General features: G+C 69.1%; 14 protein-coding genes and 1 pseudogene. 8 read left to right on the top strand and 7 right to left on the bottom strand.

The features are described 5' to 3' along the window. Positions 1 to 147: 147 nt before the first annotated feature. The 4 genes from TPA0908_RS01155 to TPA0908_RS01140 all read right to left on the bottom strand — a co-directional run bounded on the left by TPA0908_RS01155 (position 148) and on the right by TPA0908_RS01140 (position 8,069). Positions 148 to 3,342 (bottom strand): type I restriction endonuclease subunit R, encoded by a 3,195-nt coding sequence (locus TPA0908_RS01155; protein ID WP_281933831.1) that lies wholly within the window; start codon positions 3,340 to 3,342, stop codon positions 148 to 150. Next, positions 3,343 to 4,431, bottom strand: coding sequence for a restriction endonuclease subunit S (locus TPA0908_RS01150; protein ID WP_281933830.1), 1,089 nt, complete (start codon positions 4,429 to 4,431; stop codon positions 3,343 to 3,345). A 115-nt stretch (positions 4,432 to 4,546) separates the two neighbouring features. Further along, entirely contained in the window at positions 4,547 to 6,130 is a 1,584-nt protein-coding gene (locus TPA0908_RS01145) for a class I SAM-dependent DNA methyltransferase (RefSeq protein WP_281933829.1), read from the bottom strand. A 58-nt stretch (positions 6,131 to 6,188) separates the two neighbouring features. Beyond that, a complete protein-coding gene (locus TPA0908_RS01140) occupies positions 6,189 to 8,069 on the bottom strand; it encodes a hypothetical protein (RefSeq protein WP_281933828.1) in 1,881 nt (626 codons plus the stop codon). A 208-nt stretch (positions 8,070 to 8,277) separates the two neighbouring features. Here TPA0908_RS01140 and TPA0908_RS01135 point away from each other — a divergent pair, with 208 nt between their 5' ends. The 5 genes and pseudogenes from TPA0908_RS01135 (at position 8,278) to TPA0908_RS01120 (ending at position 11,636) form a co-directional block, all read left to right on the top strand. Next, on the top strand, positions 8,278 to 9,048 hold the full coding sequence (locus TPA0908_RS01135; RefSeq protein WP_281933827.1) for a toll/interleukin-1 receptor domain-containing protein: 771 nt from the start codon (positions 8,278 to 8,280) through the stop codon (positions 9,046 to 9,048). 224 nt (positions 9,049 to 9,272) lie between these two features. Then, positions 9,273 to 9,368, top strand: a pseudogene (locus TPA0908_RS31665) (SigE family RNA polymerase sigma factor); the annotation flags it as partial. Continuing rightward, complete coding sequence (locus TPA0908_RS01130; protein ID WP_281933826.1) at positions 9,365 to 10,501, top strand: hypothetical protein; 1,137 nt, start codon at positions 9,365 to 9,367, stop codon at positions 10,499 to 10,501. The pseudogene TPA0908_RS31665 and the gene TPA0908_RS01130, both read left to right, overlap by 4 nt. Positions 10,502 to 10,646: 145 nt before the next feature. Continuing rightward, complete coding sequence (locus TPA0908_RS01125; RefSeq protein ID WP_281933824.1) at positions 10,647 to 11,417, top strand: SGNH/GDSL hydrolase family protein; 771 nt, start codon at positions 10,647 to 10,649, stop codon at positions 11,415 to 11,417. Positions 11,418 to 11,420: 3 nt separating this feature from the next. After that, on the top strand, positions 11,421 to 11,636 hold the full coding sequence (locus TPA0908_RS01120; RefSeq protein ID WP_281933822.1) for a hypothetical protein: 216 nt from the start codon (positions 11,421 to 11,423) through the stop codon (positions 11,634 to 11,636). A 23-nt stretch (positions 11,637 to 11,659) separates the two neighbouring features. On the opposite strand, the gene TPA0908_RS01115 is transcribed toward TPA0908_RS01120, so the two are convergent. Continuing rightward, positions 11,660 to 12,862: a WD40/YVTN/BNR-like repeat-containing protein gene (locus tag TPA0908_RS01115; protein ID WP_281933819.1), complete on the bottom strand. Its 1,203-nt coding sequence runs from the start codon at positions 12,860 to 12,862 to the stop codon at positions 11,660 to 11,662. Beyond that, on the bottom strand, positions 12,855 to 13,385 hold the full coding sequence (locus TPA0908_RS01110) for a SigE family RNA polymerase sigma factor (protein WP_281933817.1): 531 nt from the start codon (positions 13,383 to 13,385) through the stop codon (positions 12,855 to 12,857). The genes TPA0908_RS01115 and TPA0908_RS01110 overlap by 8 nt, the downstream gene beginning before the upstream one ends. A 222-nt stretch (positions 13,386 to 13,607) precedes the next feature. Here TPA0908_RS01110 and TPA0908_RS01105 point away from each other — a divergent pair, with 222 nt between their 5' ends. Beyond that, positions 13,608 to 14,510 carry a sulfurtransferase gene (locus TPA0908_RS01105; protein ID WP_281933815.1) on the top strand — a complete coding sequence of 301 codons (903 nt, stop codon included), beginning with the start codon at positions 13,608 to 13,610 and terminating at the stop codon, positions 14,508 to 14,510. A gap of 34 nt (positions 14,511 to 14,544) precedes the next feature. Here TPA0908_RS01105 and TPA0908_RS01100 read toward each other — a convergent pair whose 3' ends face one another. Continuing rightward, complete coding sequence (locus TPA0908_RS01100; RefSeq protein WP_281933813.1) at positions 14,545 to 15,132, bottom strand: TetR/AcrR family transcriptional regulator; 588 nt, start codon at positions 15,130 to 15,132, stop codon at positions 14,545 to 14,547. A 96-nt stretch (positions 15,133 to 15,228) separates the two neighbouring features. Here TPA0908_RS01100 and TPA0908_RS01095 point away from each other — a divergent pair, with 96 nt between their 5' ends. Continuing rightward, complete coding sequence (locus tag TPA0908_RS01095; protein ID WP_281933811.1) at positions 15,229 to 16,383, top strand: FAD-dependent monooxygenase; 1,155 nt, start codon at positions 15,229 to 15,231, stop codon at positions 16,381 to 16,383. Positions 16,384 to 16,540: 157 nt separating this feature from the next. Beyond that, positions 16,541 to 17,182 carry a TetR/AcrR family transcriptional regulator gene (locus TPA0908_RS01090; protein WP_281933809.1) on the top strand — a complete coding sequence of 214 codons (642 nt, stop codon included), beginning with the start codon at positions 16,541 to 16,543 and terminating at the stop codon, positions 17,180 to 17,182. Positions 17,183 to 17,231 lie beyond the last annotated feature (49 nt).

Here is a 17,231-nt window from a genome sequence, read left to right as displayed (position 1 = left end):
CAACCATGGGCTACCTCGGCCCTCGCCGCCTTCGAAGCCACCGGCTGGCACCTGCTACCAGCGGTCCAGGCAGCCTGACTAAGATCAACACATCGACCCTGCCCGTCGAAAAAGGTCAAGCCCACACAATACGGCCGGCGGTTTCCATTACGACGAATGCTTTGCGGCGTAGTGCGGTGCCATCGCTTCCATCTGCTCGATGACCAGACGGATGGCCTCCGGCTGCTTGTCCGGCGGGTACCTGTGGCGCACCAGTAGCCGTTTGATCGAAGATCGGAGCTTGGCGCGCACATCGTCGCGCACGGTCCAGTCGGTCTTCACGTCGCGTTGCATGATGCCGACCAAATCACGGGCAATCTGCGCCAGCACGTCCTCGCCCTGCACACGTACGGCGGCTTCGTTGACGCTGACCGCGTCGTAGAACGCCAACTCGTCGTCCGATAAGGGCGGGGTGAAGTCGGCGCCCCGGTTCCCCTCGGCGGCCACCTCTTTGGCCAGCTGGACCAACTCGGCGATGACCTCTGCGGAGGTTAGCTGCTGGTTGGTGTACCGGCGCATCAGCTCAGCGATCCGGTCGGAGAAGGCACGCTGGCGGACCAGGTTGTGCCGGGTCGCCCTGGTCGATTCCTCGACAAGCAGCGCCCGTAGCGCCTCGATCGCCAAGTGTGGATTGGTAGCCGCCCTGGCCTTGGCCTGGAAATCGGGACCGAGATCGGCCAGGCTCGGCCTGGGAATGCCGGCGGCGGCATAGATGTCGACAATCTCGCCGGATGCCGTCGACGACGCGACCAACGCCGACAGCAGGCGCTGAATCTCTTCGGGTACGGGCCTGCCGGCGGCCTGGCGTTCCTGGGCGTCGAACTTGGCCATCCATACCCGGACCTCTTCATAGAACTGGGCGTCCCGGCGCCGCGGGTCGTCGAAGGTATCGCTACCTGAGGACAGCGCCCACGCGCGGGCGAGCTGGTTGGCCAGCTTCCGGTAGCGGTCGCCGAGGCTCTCCGCGCCTTCTGCGATCTGGTTGCCGGGAGTCTGCGGAGAGCGCAGATAGTTGGTGAGCCCTACTGCGGCCTGGATCCAACTTCTTGGGCCGCCATCAAGTCGCGACCGCCACTCGTAACCTGCGCACACCTGATCGAGGGTGGTCATCAGCGTCTCCGTCAGGGCCACGGCCTCGTCCACGTTTTTGCCGACAGGCTTGGCTGTTTGGTCGTCGGCGGTGTACTCGGCCAGCGCCTTGGTGAGGTTATCGATCAGCGGCGCGAAGGCGACGAGCAGACCGTCTGGCTTGCCCCGGAAAGTCCGGTTCACCCGGGCGAGTGTCTGCATGAGCAGAGCGCCCTTTAGCGGCCGGTCGAGGTAGAGCGTGTGCAGCGGCGGAGCGTCGAAGCCGGTCAGCATCATGTCCTTCACGATGACGAACTGCAGCTCATCATCGGGGTCTCGCAGCCGCTGCTGAATCGTCTTATTCTCGGCGGACCGGCGGACATGCTTCGAGATCGGCGGCTGGTCCTGCACGCTCCCGGAGTAGACCACCTTAATCTTTCCGTGGTCGAGGGCGTCGCTGTGCCATTCGGGGCGCAGCTTGATCATTTCCTCATAGAGGTTGGCGCAGATTTCGCGGGTGCCGCCGACAATGAGCGCCTTGCCAGGCGTGCCGATAAATTTGACCATCTGCGCCGAGCGGTTTTCCCAGTGCTGCACCAGGTCAGCGGCGAGCGCGCGGAGTCGATCCGGCGCGCCGTAAACGGCGTTAACGACGGCGACTGACTGCTCGATTCGGGCGCGTTCCACCTCGTCGAGCCCGACTGTGGCCTCGTCCGCGGCCCGGTCCAGATCCTCCTCGGTGATACCGCGGGTTAGGCCCACCTTGATCAGGCGGGGTTCGAAGTACACCGGCACCGTCGCGCCGTCCCGCACCGCTCGGGTCAGATCGTACGTGTCGATCACCGTGCCGAAGACGTCCTGCGTGTTGCGGTCGGCGAAAGAAATCGGTGTACCCGTAAAGGCGATGAACGAGGCGTTCGGTAGGGCGTCGCGGATGTACTTGGCGTACCCGTCGAGGTCGTCGTAGTGGCTGCGATGCGCCTCGTCCACGATGACGATGATATTGCGTCGCTTCGATAGCAGGGGATGGTCCGGGCCGGCGTCCCGCTCCTCCTTGGTACGGCTGAACTTTTGCAACGTCGTGAACAGGATGCCGCCCGTAGTGCGATGCGTCAGTTCGTCCCGCAGCCGGGCGCGGCTGGCCACCGCCACCGGGTCCTCGGCCAACAGCAGCGACCGGGCGAAGCCCTCGAACAACTGGCCGTCAAGCTCCCGGCGGTCGGTGACTACGACGAAAGTCGGGTTGCGCAGCTCGGGGCGTTGGCCGGCCAGGTGGACGTATAGCTCCATCTCCATGGACTTGCCGGAACCTTGCGTATGCCAGACCACCCCCGCCCGGCCGTCGCTATTAACCGCCGCGACCGTCGTGCCGACGGCCCTGGTGACCGCGAAGTACTGGTGGGGCTTGGCGATTCGCTTCGCGAAGCCATCGGCACTACCGTCGAAGGCGGTGAAGTTCCGCTGAAGTTGGAGGAACCGTTCCGGGTTGAATACCCCGTCGATGAGGTACTCCAACTCGATGCCCAGATCCAGGTCATCGATCGCCGTGCCTGGTTGTATGGGTCTGCCGTCGTCGTCAACGTTCCACGGCGAGTAGTGATTCAGCGGGGTGAACGGCGTGCCATAGCGGGCCGTGATCCCGTCACTGATCACGGTCACGACCGCAAACCGAAACGCCATCGGGAACTCGCGCAGATAGGTGTCCAACTGGGCGTGTGCGGCGGAGAGGTCCGCCTTAGCGGAGGCGCGCTTTAGCTCGAAGACCGCCACCGGCAGGCCATTGAGGTAGAGCACAATGTCGAACCTGCGGTCTACCTCCACCGAGTGGACCGTCACCTGGTTGACGGCGAGGAACTCGTTCTCCCACGGCCGGTGGCTGACGAGTCGGATGGTTGGGTTCTGCTCGACGCCGTCGGAGTCGGTGTAGCTGATGCCGCGGTAGCCCTTGGTCAGGATCTGATGCAGTCGGTGGTTCTCAGTGATCGCATCCTGCGACGTCGGCTCGACGATCTCTGCCAGTGCCTGCGCGAGGTAGTCACCCGGGATGTGTGGGTTCAGCTCGCGCATCTTCGACAACGTTCGGTCGGGCAACACGATGTCAGCCCAGGACTTGCGGCCACCATCAGTGCCGGGGGCGATGGCCGTGCCCGGCAATGGCCGCCACTCCTGCTCGGCCAGCGCCTCCAACGCAACCATCTCCCACTGGGCCTCACTGACCCTCGACTGCGCCGCCACTCAGACCACCTCCCCCACAATTTTCTCCGCATCCCGCAACCGAACTTGACCTGACATGAGCAACGGCAGCAGCTCGTCCCGTGCAGCCGCCAGCGTCGCCGTTTCAGTCATCAACTGTGCCGCCACGTCATGAAGGGGCCGTACCCTCGAGGCAAATTCGAATGCCTGCTCAACTGTCGGAAGTCGCAGTCCGAGCTTCTTGAACTTGCCACGGGGGAGTTCAAGAAAGGTGGCCCCGTTGGCGTGGCTCAGGAACTCGTCGACACGTGAACGCATCTCATGGAACAGCCACCACTGATAGACCCGGTTGTAAGCGTTGACGACGATGAAGCCCTGGTTGACAGCCAGCGGCACCTGCGCTAGCGCGAAGGCACCGATAGTCGCGCGCGATGTCATAAGAATCGACCCTGCCGGGTAGAGTTTGGATGAGCAGGAGGCAAGCCCGTCAACGGTGATCGTCCGACTCGTCCGACTCAGGTAGGGCGACTGCAAGCCGGTGACGTCCGTGGGCGTCGCCCAAGAAACATCCCCGCCCCAGTACTCGTCGACTGAAGTCTTCGGAGTCCCGCCGCCTCCAATTTCCGCAACTTCCTCAAAAGTCGTCGCATCGAAATGCCAGGCGGTGGCGGCCTTCGCGAACTCTGCATCCGCTAGTGACCCAGCGAGTTGGCCGATCCGATCGTTAGTGGTGATCTTGTCATCGAGCGTCCCGAGAACCTCGGCGATCGCCCGCTGTTGAGCGATGGGCGGACATTTCAGCTGAAGTGATCCAATATCACGGAGGTTAATGTAGGCGGCCATGTCGGTGTTATTTGCCCGGTGCGAGGCCTGGTGGCGGAACTCTTCAGACTTGAACCAGTACGACAGATAGCGAGCCGAGAGAATGGTAGGATCTAGGATCCGGAAGTAGCAGAGCTGAGGACTGTAGACTACCTTTTCTGTGACTGGAGGGTAAATCGCTACCCGACCTACAGTTCCCTTTGTAGTCAACAGCACATCGCCCGGTTGACTCAATTTCGGCCCTATACTGTGCCGAAACTCATCGCGCACATAGTCTTCACCATCCTGAACCAGGCGTCCATTCAGCACGTCGGCTACTCGGAGGATCCGATAGCCGGGCCGGCCGTGCTCCGATCGCTTGGTCCGGTAACCATCGCTATATACGAGGACGCCGGCGTCACTTAGCTCCTTAACTGTCACAGTCCTAGCCATCGAGGCGCTCCAGCTGCTCGCGGACGACCTTCTCCAACCGGGCGGACTCAACGAAAGCCTCGAGGAGTTCCTTCGAGAGTCGGGTAATCCTCTCGTCGAGCTGTCCGCCGTCGTCAGCCACCTTGACCGCGCCCACGTACCGGCTTGGGGTGAGTGCGTAGTCGGCGTCCTTAATTTCAGTCAGGGTGGCAGACCTGCAGAAGCCGGGAATGTCCTGGTAGATCAGCCTCTTGCTGGCGGCTGAGTCCGTCCCGCGCCAGGCGTGATACGTGTCGGCGATCTTCGCGATGTCCTCATCCGACAGTGCTCGTTCCGCTCGGTCAACCATGTAGCCCAGCTCGCGGGCGTCAATGAAGAGCACTTCTCCGCGCCGATCCACAGCGCCATTCCTGCCGGCTTTCTTATCCTTGGAGAAGAACCACAGGCAGACCGGGATGCCGGTGCTGCGGAATAGTTGTGTCGGCAGCGCCACCATGCACGAAACAAGCTCGGCCTCAACGATGCGGGCGCGAATCTGACCCTCGCCGTTCGAGTTCGATGACATCGCCCCGTTCGCCATGACCACGCCAGCGCTGCCGCCGGGCTTGAGCTTGGAGATGATGTGCTGGATCCAGGCGTAGTTGGCGTTGTTGGCCGGTGGGACGCCGAACTGCCAGCGCGGGTCGTCCTCTCGCCGGGTCCAGTGCTTGATGTTGAACGGCGGGTTGGCCATCACGTAGTCCATCTGGACGTCCGCGTGCTGGTCGCGGGCAAACGTGTCGCCCCACCGCGCCCCTAGGCCGGAGTTATCTATGCCATGGATGGCGAGGTTCATCTTTGCCATCCGCCAGGTTTCCTCGATGCTCTCCTGACCGTAAATGGCGACGTCCTTGGGGTCGCCGTCGTGCTCGTAGATGAACTTCTCCGTCTGAACGAACATGCCGCCCGACCCGCAGCATGGGTCGTACACCCGTCCTCTGGACGGCTCCAGCACCTCGACGATCACCTTGACGACGCTGGGCGGGGTGAAGAACTCTCCGCCGCGCTTTCCCTCGGCGCGGGCGAAGTTGCCGAGGAAGTACTCATACACCTCGCCCATCAGGTCCCGCGCCCGGTCCTCGCCCTGGCGGCTGAACTTGGCGCTGTTGAAAAGGTCGATCAGCTCGCCGAGGCGACGCTGGTCAATGTTGTCCTTGTTGTAGAGGCGGGGCAGGGTGCCGCCGAGCGGCGGGTTGGCGCCCATGACCGCGCTCATAGCCTCATCGATGAGCTGGCCGATCGTCTTGGCCGGTTCGTCGGCGACCGCCGGCTTACCCTTGGCGTTCTCGGCCAGGTAGGACCACTGCGCCGCGGGCGGTACGACGAAGACCCCGTACCCCTGGTACTCCTCCGGGTCGTCGATGAGTTCCTCGATCTGGTCCTCATCCATGCCTTCGACGGTGAGCTCGGCACGGATTTGCTCGCGGCGCTCGTCGTAGGCGTCGGAGACGTACTTGAGAAAGACCAGGCCGAGGATGACGTCCTTGTACTGGTTAGCGGACAAGGAGCCGCGGAGACGGTCGGCCGCCTTCCACAGGGTGTCCTTCAGCTCCTTCATCGTCGACGGCGCCGACGGTTCTTGCCTCTTGCGCGGTGGCATTAGTCTGCAGTCCTTCCTAGGTGTTGCTGTGCGGCACAACGTTCACCGCTCCGGCGGTCACGCCGTCGATCAGGGCGGTGGTCAGATCATGGAGGGCGTTCTGCCGCCGGCGTAGCGCCGCACCATAGGCGCTCGCCATGGTTAGGGATGCCTCGAGCCTTGCGGCCGCCGTGGGATCGAGGAGCGGGAGGCTCCACGTGCGCCACTCGGTGGTCGCCGACTGATGGTTGATGATGGCGGCGATCGTATGAGGGCCGACCTCGACGCTCGGGTGCAGCCGCAGGATCCGTGACGGTGACGCCACGAGGGAGCCGCCGAGTTCATCGACGCGCGCTCGCGGAGCCTCGCCATCTACGAAGACGATGTCGCCCGCCTCCGTCCGAGCGGCCCGGGGGTAGAGCCGCTCGGCGTCGAAGGGGTCTAGCGCCACGTTGTCCATCGTGCCGTCGGCGGTGAGTACGGGAACGGTCCCGTTCGGGTCGCTGTGACTCCGATCGATTCGGCTGCGACGGTGCACCTTAACGACTCCGGCATCAGACAGTTCGCCCAGCGAACGCTGCCGCAGCAGGATCGCGCCCGGGGAAGCGGTCACCAGGACATCGAACGAGGGGGGTGGTTCGGCGGTGACCAGGGCCGCCGCCCGCACCCGGGCCAGGTGGTCGACCGAGGGAACTCCCCAACGCGGCGCACGCGCACCGGACGGTACGATCGGGGATCCGGTCAGGATGGTGGCTAGATCGGCCGTACGCAGATAGCGGAAGGCACGGGCACCGTCACTGGTCAACGCTGCGGAGACGTCGGCAGAGAGATCCTCCACAGACAGGTCCGCGAGTGGGAAGGCGTCGAGGTCCGCCACCATCGGCCGGCGTGCATCCTGACCGCCCGCGCAGACCCAAAGGCCCAGCGCTTGGCGATGGGCCTGCCGCCACATGCCGCGCGGCAGGCGTACGGCGGAGGCCAGGTGCCCCAGCCGGAGCGTCCGGGCGCGCAACCGTTCGGCGTCGCCGCGCAGCCGCTCACACAGCGCAACTGCCGGCCCGATCACCACGGCCAGTTCGCCTGGTGCGAGTTCGAGCAGTAGGTCGTCGATACGGTCAAGCGTCGCGTCGGTGTCCAGACCGAGCACGGCCAGGACGCGCAGCAGGGGCGTATCGGCTCGGTCCACGACAGCGAGTTCATGCAGCAGTGCACGGCGACGCAGCGCGCGGGCGGCTGGACCGTCACTCTGAAGCAACAAACGACGCCCGCCGGAACCGACGGCCAGCGCGAGGCTCGGCGGGCCACCGGCGAAGACCACCGGCACGCCGTCCGGTTCGAGGTGCAGGGCCCCGGCTCGCACGATGGCACTGATAAGCGCCATCGCCTCTGTCGTGAGTTCCCGACGCCCCAAGGCTCGACCTGCTGGGCCGTTCTCCAACCGCGCCAGCGCCTCGGGAAGACCGAAAGAAGCCTCGACCAGGTCGTCGACGAACCGCACCATGGCGTCGGTGGCCGTCAGTTGCCGGACCTCGGTCAAGAGAAACTCGTCACGGGGGTCGGCGTGCTGCGCCAAGCTCTCCCGCTCAGCGGCGGTGAGGGCCGCAAGGTCGCCATCACAGTGCGCAGACAGGCAAAGCAACGTCACCAGGTCCTCCAGCGACGCGCTCGCCGGTACCCCCAACGCGGGTGCGTCCAGCCGGTGCTCCGGATTGTTGCCCCGACCGGTCCGGGCCAGCCAGTCAACGACCTCGTCCCGCCGGAACCGTTCCACTGGACCGGCTCCCGCTACGGCGCGGGGGAACGGCATGTGCTGGCCGCGCACTCGTGGCCGCCGTCGCCACATGCTGACCACGGCCCGCTCCACCTTGGCGAGATCGGCGATGTCCCGCAGGGTCAGGGTCGGTTCGGTTCGGTTCATCGCCCTACCCTTCTGCCGTCGGCGCTCAGGGAGAACGGTAGACCTTCGGCATCGTACCGCTCGAAATGCGTTACCGATAACCCGGCTTATCGGTATAGGCGGCGGATGTGTCGTCCTTGCGTCATAAGGTCGCCTCACCCGGAGCAGGTCCGGGGGCGCACGTCGACAGGGATCCGGGTGCGCACGACGAGGGGGAAGGAAGGTCGCGGTGGCATCGTTCAGCGCGAGCGAGTTCAATCGCCGGCTGCGTCAGGCGCAGCAGGACCTCAACCGGCAGCTTCGCGCCGCGCAGCAGCAGGCAGAGCGCGAGATGAAGCGGCAGCTTGCCGCCGCCAACCGGGAGATTATGGCCGAGAACCGCAAGGTTGAGGCACACAACCGGAAGGTCATCAATGACCACAACCGGGCCGTCGACCAGCACAATCGCCGCGCCGACGCGCACAACAAAAGGGTGCTCGACGAGATCAACCGGCGGCTCGTAGCAGCCTCCCAGCCTCAGGTGCAGGTCCGCTACACCCCGGCGGAACAGGAGCTGGTCGACCGGGTCCACGCCGCTCTGCCCGTGGGCAACCGCGAGCACGATCTGTTCTGCAGCTACGCCCGCATCGACGGCGAGGCGGTCACGGACGAGCTGCACTCCGGGCTGACGTCGCTGGGCTTGGACGTCTGGCGCGACAAGGCTGAAATGAAGCCCGGCAAAAGCATGGCGCGGCAGCTGGACAACGGGCTACGCCTGGCCCGCGCCGGCATTGTTGTGCTGACCCCGGCCTACCTCGCCGGCCGCTTTTGGACCGAGCGGGAGCTGGGCGCCCTGCTGCACAAGGACACAGTTATTCCCGTGCTGCACAACGTCACGTTCGCAGACGTGAAGGAGTACAGCTCGTTCCTGGGTGACATGGTCGGCTTCGACACCGCAGAGGACAGCATCGAGGAGATCGCCGCCAAGATCGCCTCGGCTTTGATCGACCCGGCTGCCTGAACATCTCTGCACCCGCCGGCGCGCCCTGTTGCGCCGGCGGGTCGCACTGCAACCGTGCCGCACCTACGATCTCGTGACGATGCCGCACCGGGCTGACCATCACCGCGCGGCATTGTGAGGCGAGTAGCCGGCCAAAGCGCTCGTATCAGTGTGGGGGGCGAGGTGGGTGGAGGTCAGCTGGGGCGGTTCGGTGTTGAGATGGTGGCTTTTTTCGCCTCTTGACTACGGTCAAGAGTCAGACCTCGAAGGCGCTCGCCAAGCTGCGCACCGTCGCCCCGGAACTCGCCGACCTGTACGCCACGGAAGGGACCGTCCGATGAACCAGGATCGTCTGCGCTTCGACCTGGCCGACCTGGCCGACGAGGTCACCCCGGTCGACCTGCGGGACCGGGCCCTGCGTACCTCCCGCCGGCTCGGCATCCGGCGGGCCGTCGCCACCTCCGCCGCCGTACTGCTGGTGCTGGCCGCCGCGACCGGGACCGCGCTCGCGATCCGGCCGGACGGTTCGGCGCCCGCGCCGGCCGTCCCGTCGGTGACCAGCACTCCGCCGCCGGTGGAGCCCACCCCGACGCCGTCCGTCGAGCCGTCCGGCACGCCATCGTCGTCGAGGGAGCCGGGCACGAGCCCCGGCCAGCCGCAGTCGGTGTTGACCGGCACCCGCTTCTACCTGGAGCAGGCGCCCACCCGGTCCCGCATCCACGCGGTCCGGGGCACCGAGGACCGGGTGGTCCACGAGGTCGTCCACTCCGGCGACGGCTGCGAGGCCAACACCGTGACCGTCTCGCCGGACGGCCGGCGGGTGGTGTGGGTGCAGGACAGCACCGACAACAACATGAGCGGCGTCCTGTTGATCGCCACCGTCGGGAAGGCCGGGGCACGGACGTTCGCCGAGGGGATCAGCTGCCTCGGCAGCCGGCCGCTGCGCTGGCAGCGCAGCGACCTGCTGATGGTGCAGAAGAAGAACGGCCAGTCCCTGCTGCTGAACGCGTCGACCCGCCAGCCGGTGCCCGGCGACCCCGGCCAGGAGACGGATCGCTGCTGGTCCGTCGACGGCACCTGGCTGGCCGCCGTGGCCGAGGGCACGCCTTACGTCACGGGCGGCACCGGAATACGGCAGTACACCTACACGCCGCCGAAGCAGGAGGCCGACAAGTGGGGCGGCTGGGAGGCGCGCAGCGTCTCCACGGACGGCCGGTACCTCGCGGTGGGCTGGATCGGCACCGACCCGTCCCGCCGGGACGGTAGCTTCGCGGTGGTCGACACCACCACCAGCAAGGTCGTCGACCTGCCCGGGTCGGGTGAGGTGCGCTCGGTCCTGTTCAACGCCGACGGCACCGTGCTGCTGCGGCGGGGAACCGGCATCACGGTCCTCGACAGCACGTTCACGCCGCTCGGCACGGTGACCGAGCCGGCACCGACCCGCAGTCGGGCGCTGCTGGCGTACCTGCCGTGAGTTGATCTCGACGCCGGGCGGTCCAGCCGATGGATCGCCCGGCGCCGAGACGTCCACCACGTCCGGGCCCGGGGGGTGAGCGGGAGCGCACCGGACGGTGACAGACTGGACGACGCTTCTGCGGGGGACGTCGGAGGGAGGCGCCGTGCGCTGGCGCAGCTTCGTGGCGGTGGGCGACAGCTTCACCGAGGGCATGGACGACGCATATCCGGACGGCAGCTACCGAGGGTGGGCCGACCTGGTCGCGACCCGGCTCGCCGCCGAGGCCGGCCCCGACTTCCGCTACGCCAACCTGGCCATCCGGGGCCGGCTGTTCCCGAACGTCGTGGCCGAGCAGGTGCCGGCCGCGCTGGCCATGAAGCCCGACCTGATCAGCTTCGCGGCCGGCGGCAACGACGTGCTGCGCCGCAGCTTCGACCCGGACGTCTTCGTCCCGCGCTTCGACGCGGTGATCGGGCGGCTGCGGTCCGGCGGTAGCGACGTGGTGCTGTTCCGGTTCGCCGACGTGATGGCCCGGCTGCCCGGCCAGCGGCTGGTGGCGCCCCGGGTGACGCTGCTCAACAGGGCCGTCGGTGAGGTCGCCGAGCGGCACGGCGCGATCCTGGTCGACCTCTACGCCGACGAGGCGTACCTCAACCCGATGCTCTGGAGCACCGACCGGCTGCACCTGTCGGCGGCCGGGCACCGGCGGGTCGCCGCGCAGGTGCTCACCGCGCTCGGCGTGGGCTGCGAGGAGGAGTGGCTGATGGTGCCGCCGCACCCGGCGCCCACCCCGTGGCTCGCCGCCCGCGGCGCCGACCTGCGCTGGGCCGGCCGGCACCTGGCCCCGTGGATCAAGCGTCGGCTGACCGGCCGCTCCTCCGGCGACTTCGTCACCGCCAAGCGGCCCGTGCTCGGCCCGGTCGACGCCGGCTGAGCGGTGCGCACCGTCCACGTCGCCGACCTGCTGCGGCTCACCCTCGACGACGAGCCCCGCGCCGGGCTGGCGGTCCTGGTGGGCGGCGACCGCGTCGAGGCGGTCGCGCCGCTGGGCGAGCTGACCGGCGCGTACCCCGAGGTGCGGGTGCGGCGGTGGGCCGGCACGCTCGGGCCGGCGCGGGTGCACGACGGCCCGCTGGTGCACCGCCGCGCCTGACCACCGTCGGTCAGCCAGGCGGGTCAGGAGAACCGCACCCACGTCCGGTCCGTCCCCCGACCGATGCCGAGGAACCACGACGGCCCGCGCCGGACCGTGATCGTGCCGTCCGGCAGGACGCCCAGCGCCGTGTCCGGTGCCGGCGTCGGCAACGCCTCGCGCAGCTCGGGCACCTCGGCGTAGCGACCGCTGGTCACGAACCCCAACCCGCCGTACGCGTCGGCGACCACCAGGAGACCGTCGCCGGGCGCGGCTACCGTCGCGGTGTCGTCCGGCAGGTCCGCCCCGGGCTGCCAACCGTCGCCGGCCGGTCGCCACGTGCCGTTCGGCCGGTCGGTCCGGATCAGCCAGACGTCCCGCCCGTCCGGGGCGAGCGCGAGCTGCCGGGCACCCGCGACCGTCGGCAGCTTCCGCCAGGTGGAACCCTGGTCGGAACTGGTGACCACGGTCAGTCTCCCGGCGGACCAGACGGTCAGCCAGAGCCGGCCGTCCGCGCCCTCGACCAGGGTGTCCTCCGTGTCCGACCGCATCGTGACCGGCGGCTGCCGGAAGTGCTGGCCACCGCTCACCCGGAGCACGCGTCGTCGCTCGCAGTCCGGTCGGACGCCGTCCGGGGGACAGCCGAGGTAGAGCCCGCTCGGGGTGGCGAAGACACGCCGGACGGCCGCCGGCGGCGCGTCGTACGGGTGGCTGGTGAACGCGCGCCCGCCGTCGGTCGTGACCAGGTAGCCGCCGCGCGTCGTCACGACCAGCGTGTCCGCGTCCACGGGCAGGATCTGCACCAGGCCGTCGGGCACCGCCGGCAGGTCGGTGGGCCGCCAGGTCACGCCGCCGTCGGTGGTCCGCGCGACGGTACGCCGGCAACCACTCACCGACTCGTCGGCCGGACAGGTGTCGAAGAGCGCCCAACCGGCCCGGGAGGAGACGAAGCGCAGGTCGGCCAGCTCACCGCGTACCCCGGGAAGGGTGACCGTGCGGATGGTGAGCCGGTCGCCCGCGCTCGGCGAGACCGACGGCGTCGGCAGCGGTCCCGGCCGGTCGCCGCGATGGGCGACCGCGAGCGCCGAGGCCGGCCCGGCCAGCGCCACGGCGAGCAGGCCGGCCAGCAGGCCGCGCCGCCGCCGGCGCTCCCGGATGCGACGTTGCGCGTCGGCCACGCCGGGCGGCCGGAAGGTCGGTACCGCCGCGGTCTCGAACTCGACGAACAGTTCCTCCAGGTCAGGCACGGCGCAACTCCGATCCGGTCTCGGTGAGGTGACGGGCCAGCGCGGCCCGGCCCCGGGACAGCCGGGAACGGACGGTGCCTTCCGGCGCACCGACCTGCTGGGCGATCTCGGCGACGCTCAGGTGCGCCAGGTGGTGCAGCACGATCGCGTGGCGCTGGTCGGCGGGCAGGACGGCCAGCGCGTCGAGCAACGCCACCCGGTCCGGCTCCGGGCCGGGCACGTGCTCCTCCCGCTGCCGGGCCAGGTGCCGCACGGCGGTACGCATCCGGCGCAGCCGACTGGTGGCCAGGTTCCAGGCCACCCGACGGACGAACGCGGACGGATCGTCGTACCCGGCGATGCGGGGCCAGCGTTCCAGCGCCCGGCAGAACGCCTCCTGGGTCAGGTCCTGCGCCTCGCCGTGGTCACCCAGGTACGCGTAGAGCTGCACCGCGATGCGGTGGAAGTGGGCCCGGTAGAACTCGGTGAAGTCCGCCGGTGCGGTCCCGGCCCGGGGTGGCCCGGTCTGTTGCCGTGGGGTCATCGCGGTCCTCCGCGGTCGGGGGCGTTCGCAACTGTCACGTACGACCCGCCGGGTTCGCTGCATCCCGATCCTCCGGTCGACGTGATCATCCGGATGGTTCGGTCGCCTGACCGTTCCGTTCGGGGTGGCCGATTCCCGCGAATCGGGATCGCCCGATGTCCGTCCGCTGGATAGCGGCCGGTGTCACATCCGGCGCGTCCGATCCGGCGTACCTTGGGGCTCATGCCTGTGCCGAGTGATCCGCATCCCCGCCTCCAGTCGTACGCCGACCCGCAGCGCCTGGTCACCACGGAGTGGTTGGCCGAGCACCTGGGCGACGAGGGCCTCGTGGTGGTCGAGTCGGACGAGGACGTGCTCCTCTACGACACCGGTCACCTTCCCGGCGCCGTCAAGGTCGACTGGCACACCGAGCTGAACGACCAGGTCACCCGCGACTACCTGGACGCCGCCAGCTTCGCCGAGCTGTGCGCGGCCAAGGGCATCGGCCGCGACGACACGGTCGTCTTCTACGGCGACAACTTCAACTGGTGGGCCGCGTACGCCCTCTGGGTCTTCTCCCTGTTCGGCCACGCCGACGTGCGGCTGCTCGACGGCGGCCGGCAGAAGTGGATCGCCGAGGGGCGGGAGCTGACCCGGGACAAGGTCAGCCGGCCCCGCGCCTCCTACCCGGTGCCGGAGCGCGACGACGCGCCTATCCGGGCGTACCGGGAGCAGGTCATGGCGCACGTGGCGGCCGGCCGGCCGCTCGTCGACGTGCGGTCGCCGGGTGAGTACACCGGCGAGATGCTGCACATGCCGGACTATCCGCAGGAGGGCGCGCTGCGCGGCGGGCACATCCCGGGCGCGGTGAGCAAGCCGTGGAAGTCCGCCGCGAACGACGACGGCACGTTCAAGTCGGCCGACGAGCTGCGCGCCATCTACGCCGACCAGCTCGGGCTGAGCCCGGCCGACGACGTGGTGGCGTACTGCCGGATCGGCGAGCGGTCCAGCCACACCTGGTTCGTGCTGCACCACCTGCTCGGGTTCCCGCAGGTGCGCAACTACGACGGCTCGTGGACCGAGTGGGGCAACCTGGTCCGGGCGCCCGTCGTCAAGGGCGACCAGCCCGGCGGCCTGAACCGCTGAGCGTTCCCGGCCGGCTCCGGTCGGAGCCGGCCGGTCACCCCTCGATCGCCTCGGGGAACGGCTGGGTCAGATAGCGCTGGATCGTCGGGCCGACCCACCCGGCCAGCTCGTCCGCGTCGAGGTCGACCACCGGGGGCAGCCGGATCACGTACCGGGTGAGGGCGAGCCCGAGGATCTGGCTGGCCACCAGGCCGGCCCGACGGGCGGCAGTGGCCGGGTCGGCGCCGGAGCGGGCCACCGCCGAGGCGAGCTGCCCGGCGAAGATGCCGCGCATCCGTTCGGCCGCGCCGGGGTTGGTGCTGGCGGCCCGGAGCAGGGCGACAAGCGTGCCGTCGGCCTCCCACCGCCGCAGGAAGTGCCGGGCCAGCCTCTCGCCGAGCTGTTCGGAGGGCACCTGAGCCAGGTCGGGCAGGTGCAGGTCGAACTCGGCCGCCGCCGCGAAGAGCCCCTCCTTGCTGCCGTAGTAGCGCATCACCATGGACGGGTCGATCCGGGCGTCGGCGGCGACGGCCCGGATGGTGGCCCGGTCGTACCCGTCGGCGGCGAAGCGTTCCCGCGCAGCGCGCAGGATGGCGGCCCGGGTGGCGTCGGAGCGGCGGGTGCGGGACGGCGGCTCGGTCATGTCCACGACTGTAGGCCAACGCGCGTTGACATCGACGCTAGTGTTATGTCAACAAGCGTTGGCAAACAGTTGTTGACATAACCTGGAGGTGAAGCGATGCTGCCCGAACGCACGGACGTCCTGGTGGTCGGGGCCGGGCCGACCGGCCTGGCCGTAGCCGTCACCCTGGCCGGGCACGGGGTGCGCACGACAGTGGTCGACCGGCTGGTCGAGCCGCCGATCACCTCGCGCGCCGCGGTGGTGCACGCCGGCACGCTCGAGGTGCTCGACCGGATCGGGATCGCCGACCCGCTCGCCGACCGGGGCCTGCACTCGGCCCGGTTCAGCATCCGCGATCGGGACCGGCTGCTGCTCACCGTCCCGTTCGACAGGTTGCCGTCCCGCTATCCGTACGCGCTGCTGATCTCGCAGGCGGAGACCGAGGCGGTGCTCGCCGACCGACTCACCGCGCTCGGCGGGCGGGTGCTGCGGCCGTACGAGCTGACCGGGCTGGACCTCGACGACGACGGCGCGACCGCCCGCTTCGCCGATGGCGGCGCGGTCCGGGCCCGCTGGGTGGTCGGCGCGGACGGGATGCACAGCCGGGTCCGCGAGCTGGCCGGCATCGGTTTCGGCGGCCCGGCCGACCCCGGTGAGTCGTTCCTGCTCGGTGACGTGCGGGTGGACAGCGCGCTCCCGCGCGACCAGGTCAACCTGTTCCTGTCCCGTGGCGGCCCGCTGGTCTGGGCGCCGCTGCCCGACGGCACGGTCCGGCTGGTCGCCACCGTCGACGCCGCGCCACGCGAGCCGCGGGCGCACCATTTTCAGGCACTGCTCGACGAGCGCGGCCCGGTCCGGCGGCCGGACCGGGTCACCGAGGTGGCGTGGGCGTCCCGGTTCCGGATCCACCACCGGATCGCCAGCCGGTACCGGTCCGGTCCGGTGCTGCTCGCCGGCGACGCGGCGCACGTGCACAGCCCGGCCGGTGGGCAGGGGATGAACCTCGGGCTGCGCGACGCGGTCGCCCTCGGTGAGGCGCTCGCCGTCGGCCCGGAGGCCCTCGACCGGTACGCCGCCGACCGTCGCCCCCGCGCCGAGGAGGTGCTCGGCTTCGCCGCCGGGCTCACCCGGCTCGCCGCTGCCCCGCCCCCCTTGCGACCACTGCGGAACCTCCTGCTCCGAACGGCCTCCGCACTGCCCCCCGCCCGACAACGACTGGCGGTCCGCCTGGCCGGTTTCGAGCCCTCTCCCGCCACGGCCCCGACCCCCTGACTTCGCCGGATCTTGCAGTTGCTGCCCGGGTCAGGTCCGCTTTCTGCCTTTCGTCGGGGCCAGAAGCGCAAGATCGGCGGGTTGGGGTGGGGTGGGTGACCTGACCGGCGGGTAACCACGGGTCCCCCACCTCGAAGGCGAGGTCTAGGCTGGCCCGGTGGCGGTGGAACAGCAGGCGCGGGGGGCGACGGGCGGGGCCCGGCGCCGGTCCCGGCGGGACGAGATCCTGGAGATCGCGGTCGGCCTCTTCGCCCAACGGGGCTATCACGGCGTGTCGATGGACGACATCGGTGCGGCGGCCGGCGTCACCGGTCCGGCGCTCTACCATCACTTCGCCGGCAAGGAGGCGATGCTGGTCGCGGCGCTGGTGCCGGTCAGTGAGGGGCTGCTCGCCGGGGGTCGGGAGCGGGCCGCCGGCCGCCCGGGCGACCCGCGCGGCGCGCTGGAGTCGCTGATCGACTTCCACGTCGAGTTCGCGCTGGCCAACCCGGCGGTGATCGCGCTGCACCTGCACGAACTGGACCGCCTCCCGGACGAGCCGCGCCGCCGGATCCGCCGGCTCCAGCGGATGTACGTCGAGGAGTGGGTCACGGTGCTGACCGCGCTGCACCCGGGCCTGCCGGACGGCGCCGCCCGGGTGCTCGCGCACGCCGCGTTCGGCCTGATGAACTCCACTCCGTTCCTCGGTGGCGAGGTGGATCGTCGGCGCCGGGCCGAGCTGCTGCGCGGCGCGACCCTGGCGGCCCTGCTGGCCCCCACCGACCCGACGACCCCACCTGACACGCCGCACGCGCCTTAACGCATGTTAAGAAGGGGCCCTGGCTATACATCAGGCGTTAAGAAGGGGC

Origin of the sequence: Micromonospora sp. AKA38 (assembly GCF_027925725.1) — a bacterium.
Taxonomy (GTDB): Bacteria; Actinomycetota; Actinomycetes; order Mycobacteriales; family Micromonosporaceae; genus Micromonospora.
Note: the sequence above shows the minus strand (reverse complement) of the source record. Positions and strands in the feature narration are given on the sequence as shown.

Excerpts from the sequence above, each read along its gene's own strand:
- TPA0908_RS01110 (WP_281933817.1), bottom strand. The coding sequence starts at position 13,385 with ATGACCCCACGGCAACAGACCGGGCCACCCCGGGCCGGGACCGCACCG.
- TPA0908_RS01100 (WP_281933813.1), bottom strand. The coding sequence starts at position 15,132 with ATGACCGAGCCGCCGTCCCGCACCCGCCGCTCCGACGCCACCCGGGCC.
- TPA0908_RS01130 (WP_281933826.1), top strand. The coding sequence starts at position 9,365 with ATGAACCAGGATCGTCTGCGCTTCGACCTGGCCGACCTGGCCGACGAG.
- TPA0908_RS01145 (WP_281933829.1), bottom strand. The coding sequence starts at position 6,130 with ATGAAGGAGCTGAAGGACACCCTGTGGAAGGCGGCCGACCGTCTCCGC.
- TPA0908_RS01095 (WP_281933811.1), top strand. The coding sequence starts at position 15,229 with ATGCTGCCCGAACGCACGGACGTCCTGGTGGTCGGGGCCGGGCCGACC.
- TPA0908_RS01140 (WP_281933828.1), bottom strand. The coding sequence starts at position 8,069 with ATGAACCGAACCGAACCGACCCTGACCCTGCGGGACATCGCCGATCTC.
- TPA0908_RS01105 (WP_281933815.1), top strand. The coding sequence starts at position 13,608 with ATGCCTGTGCCGAGTGATCCGCATCCCCGCCTCCAGTCGTACGCCGAC.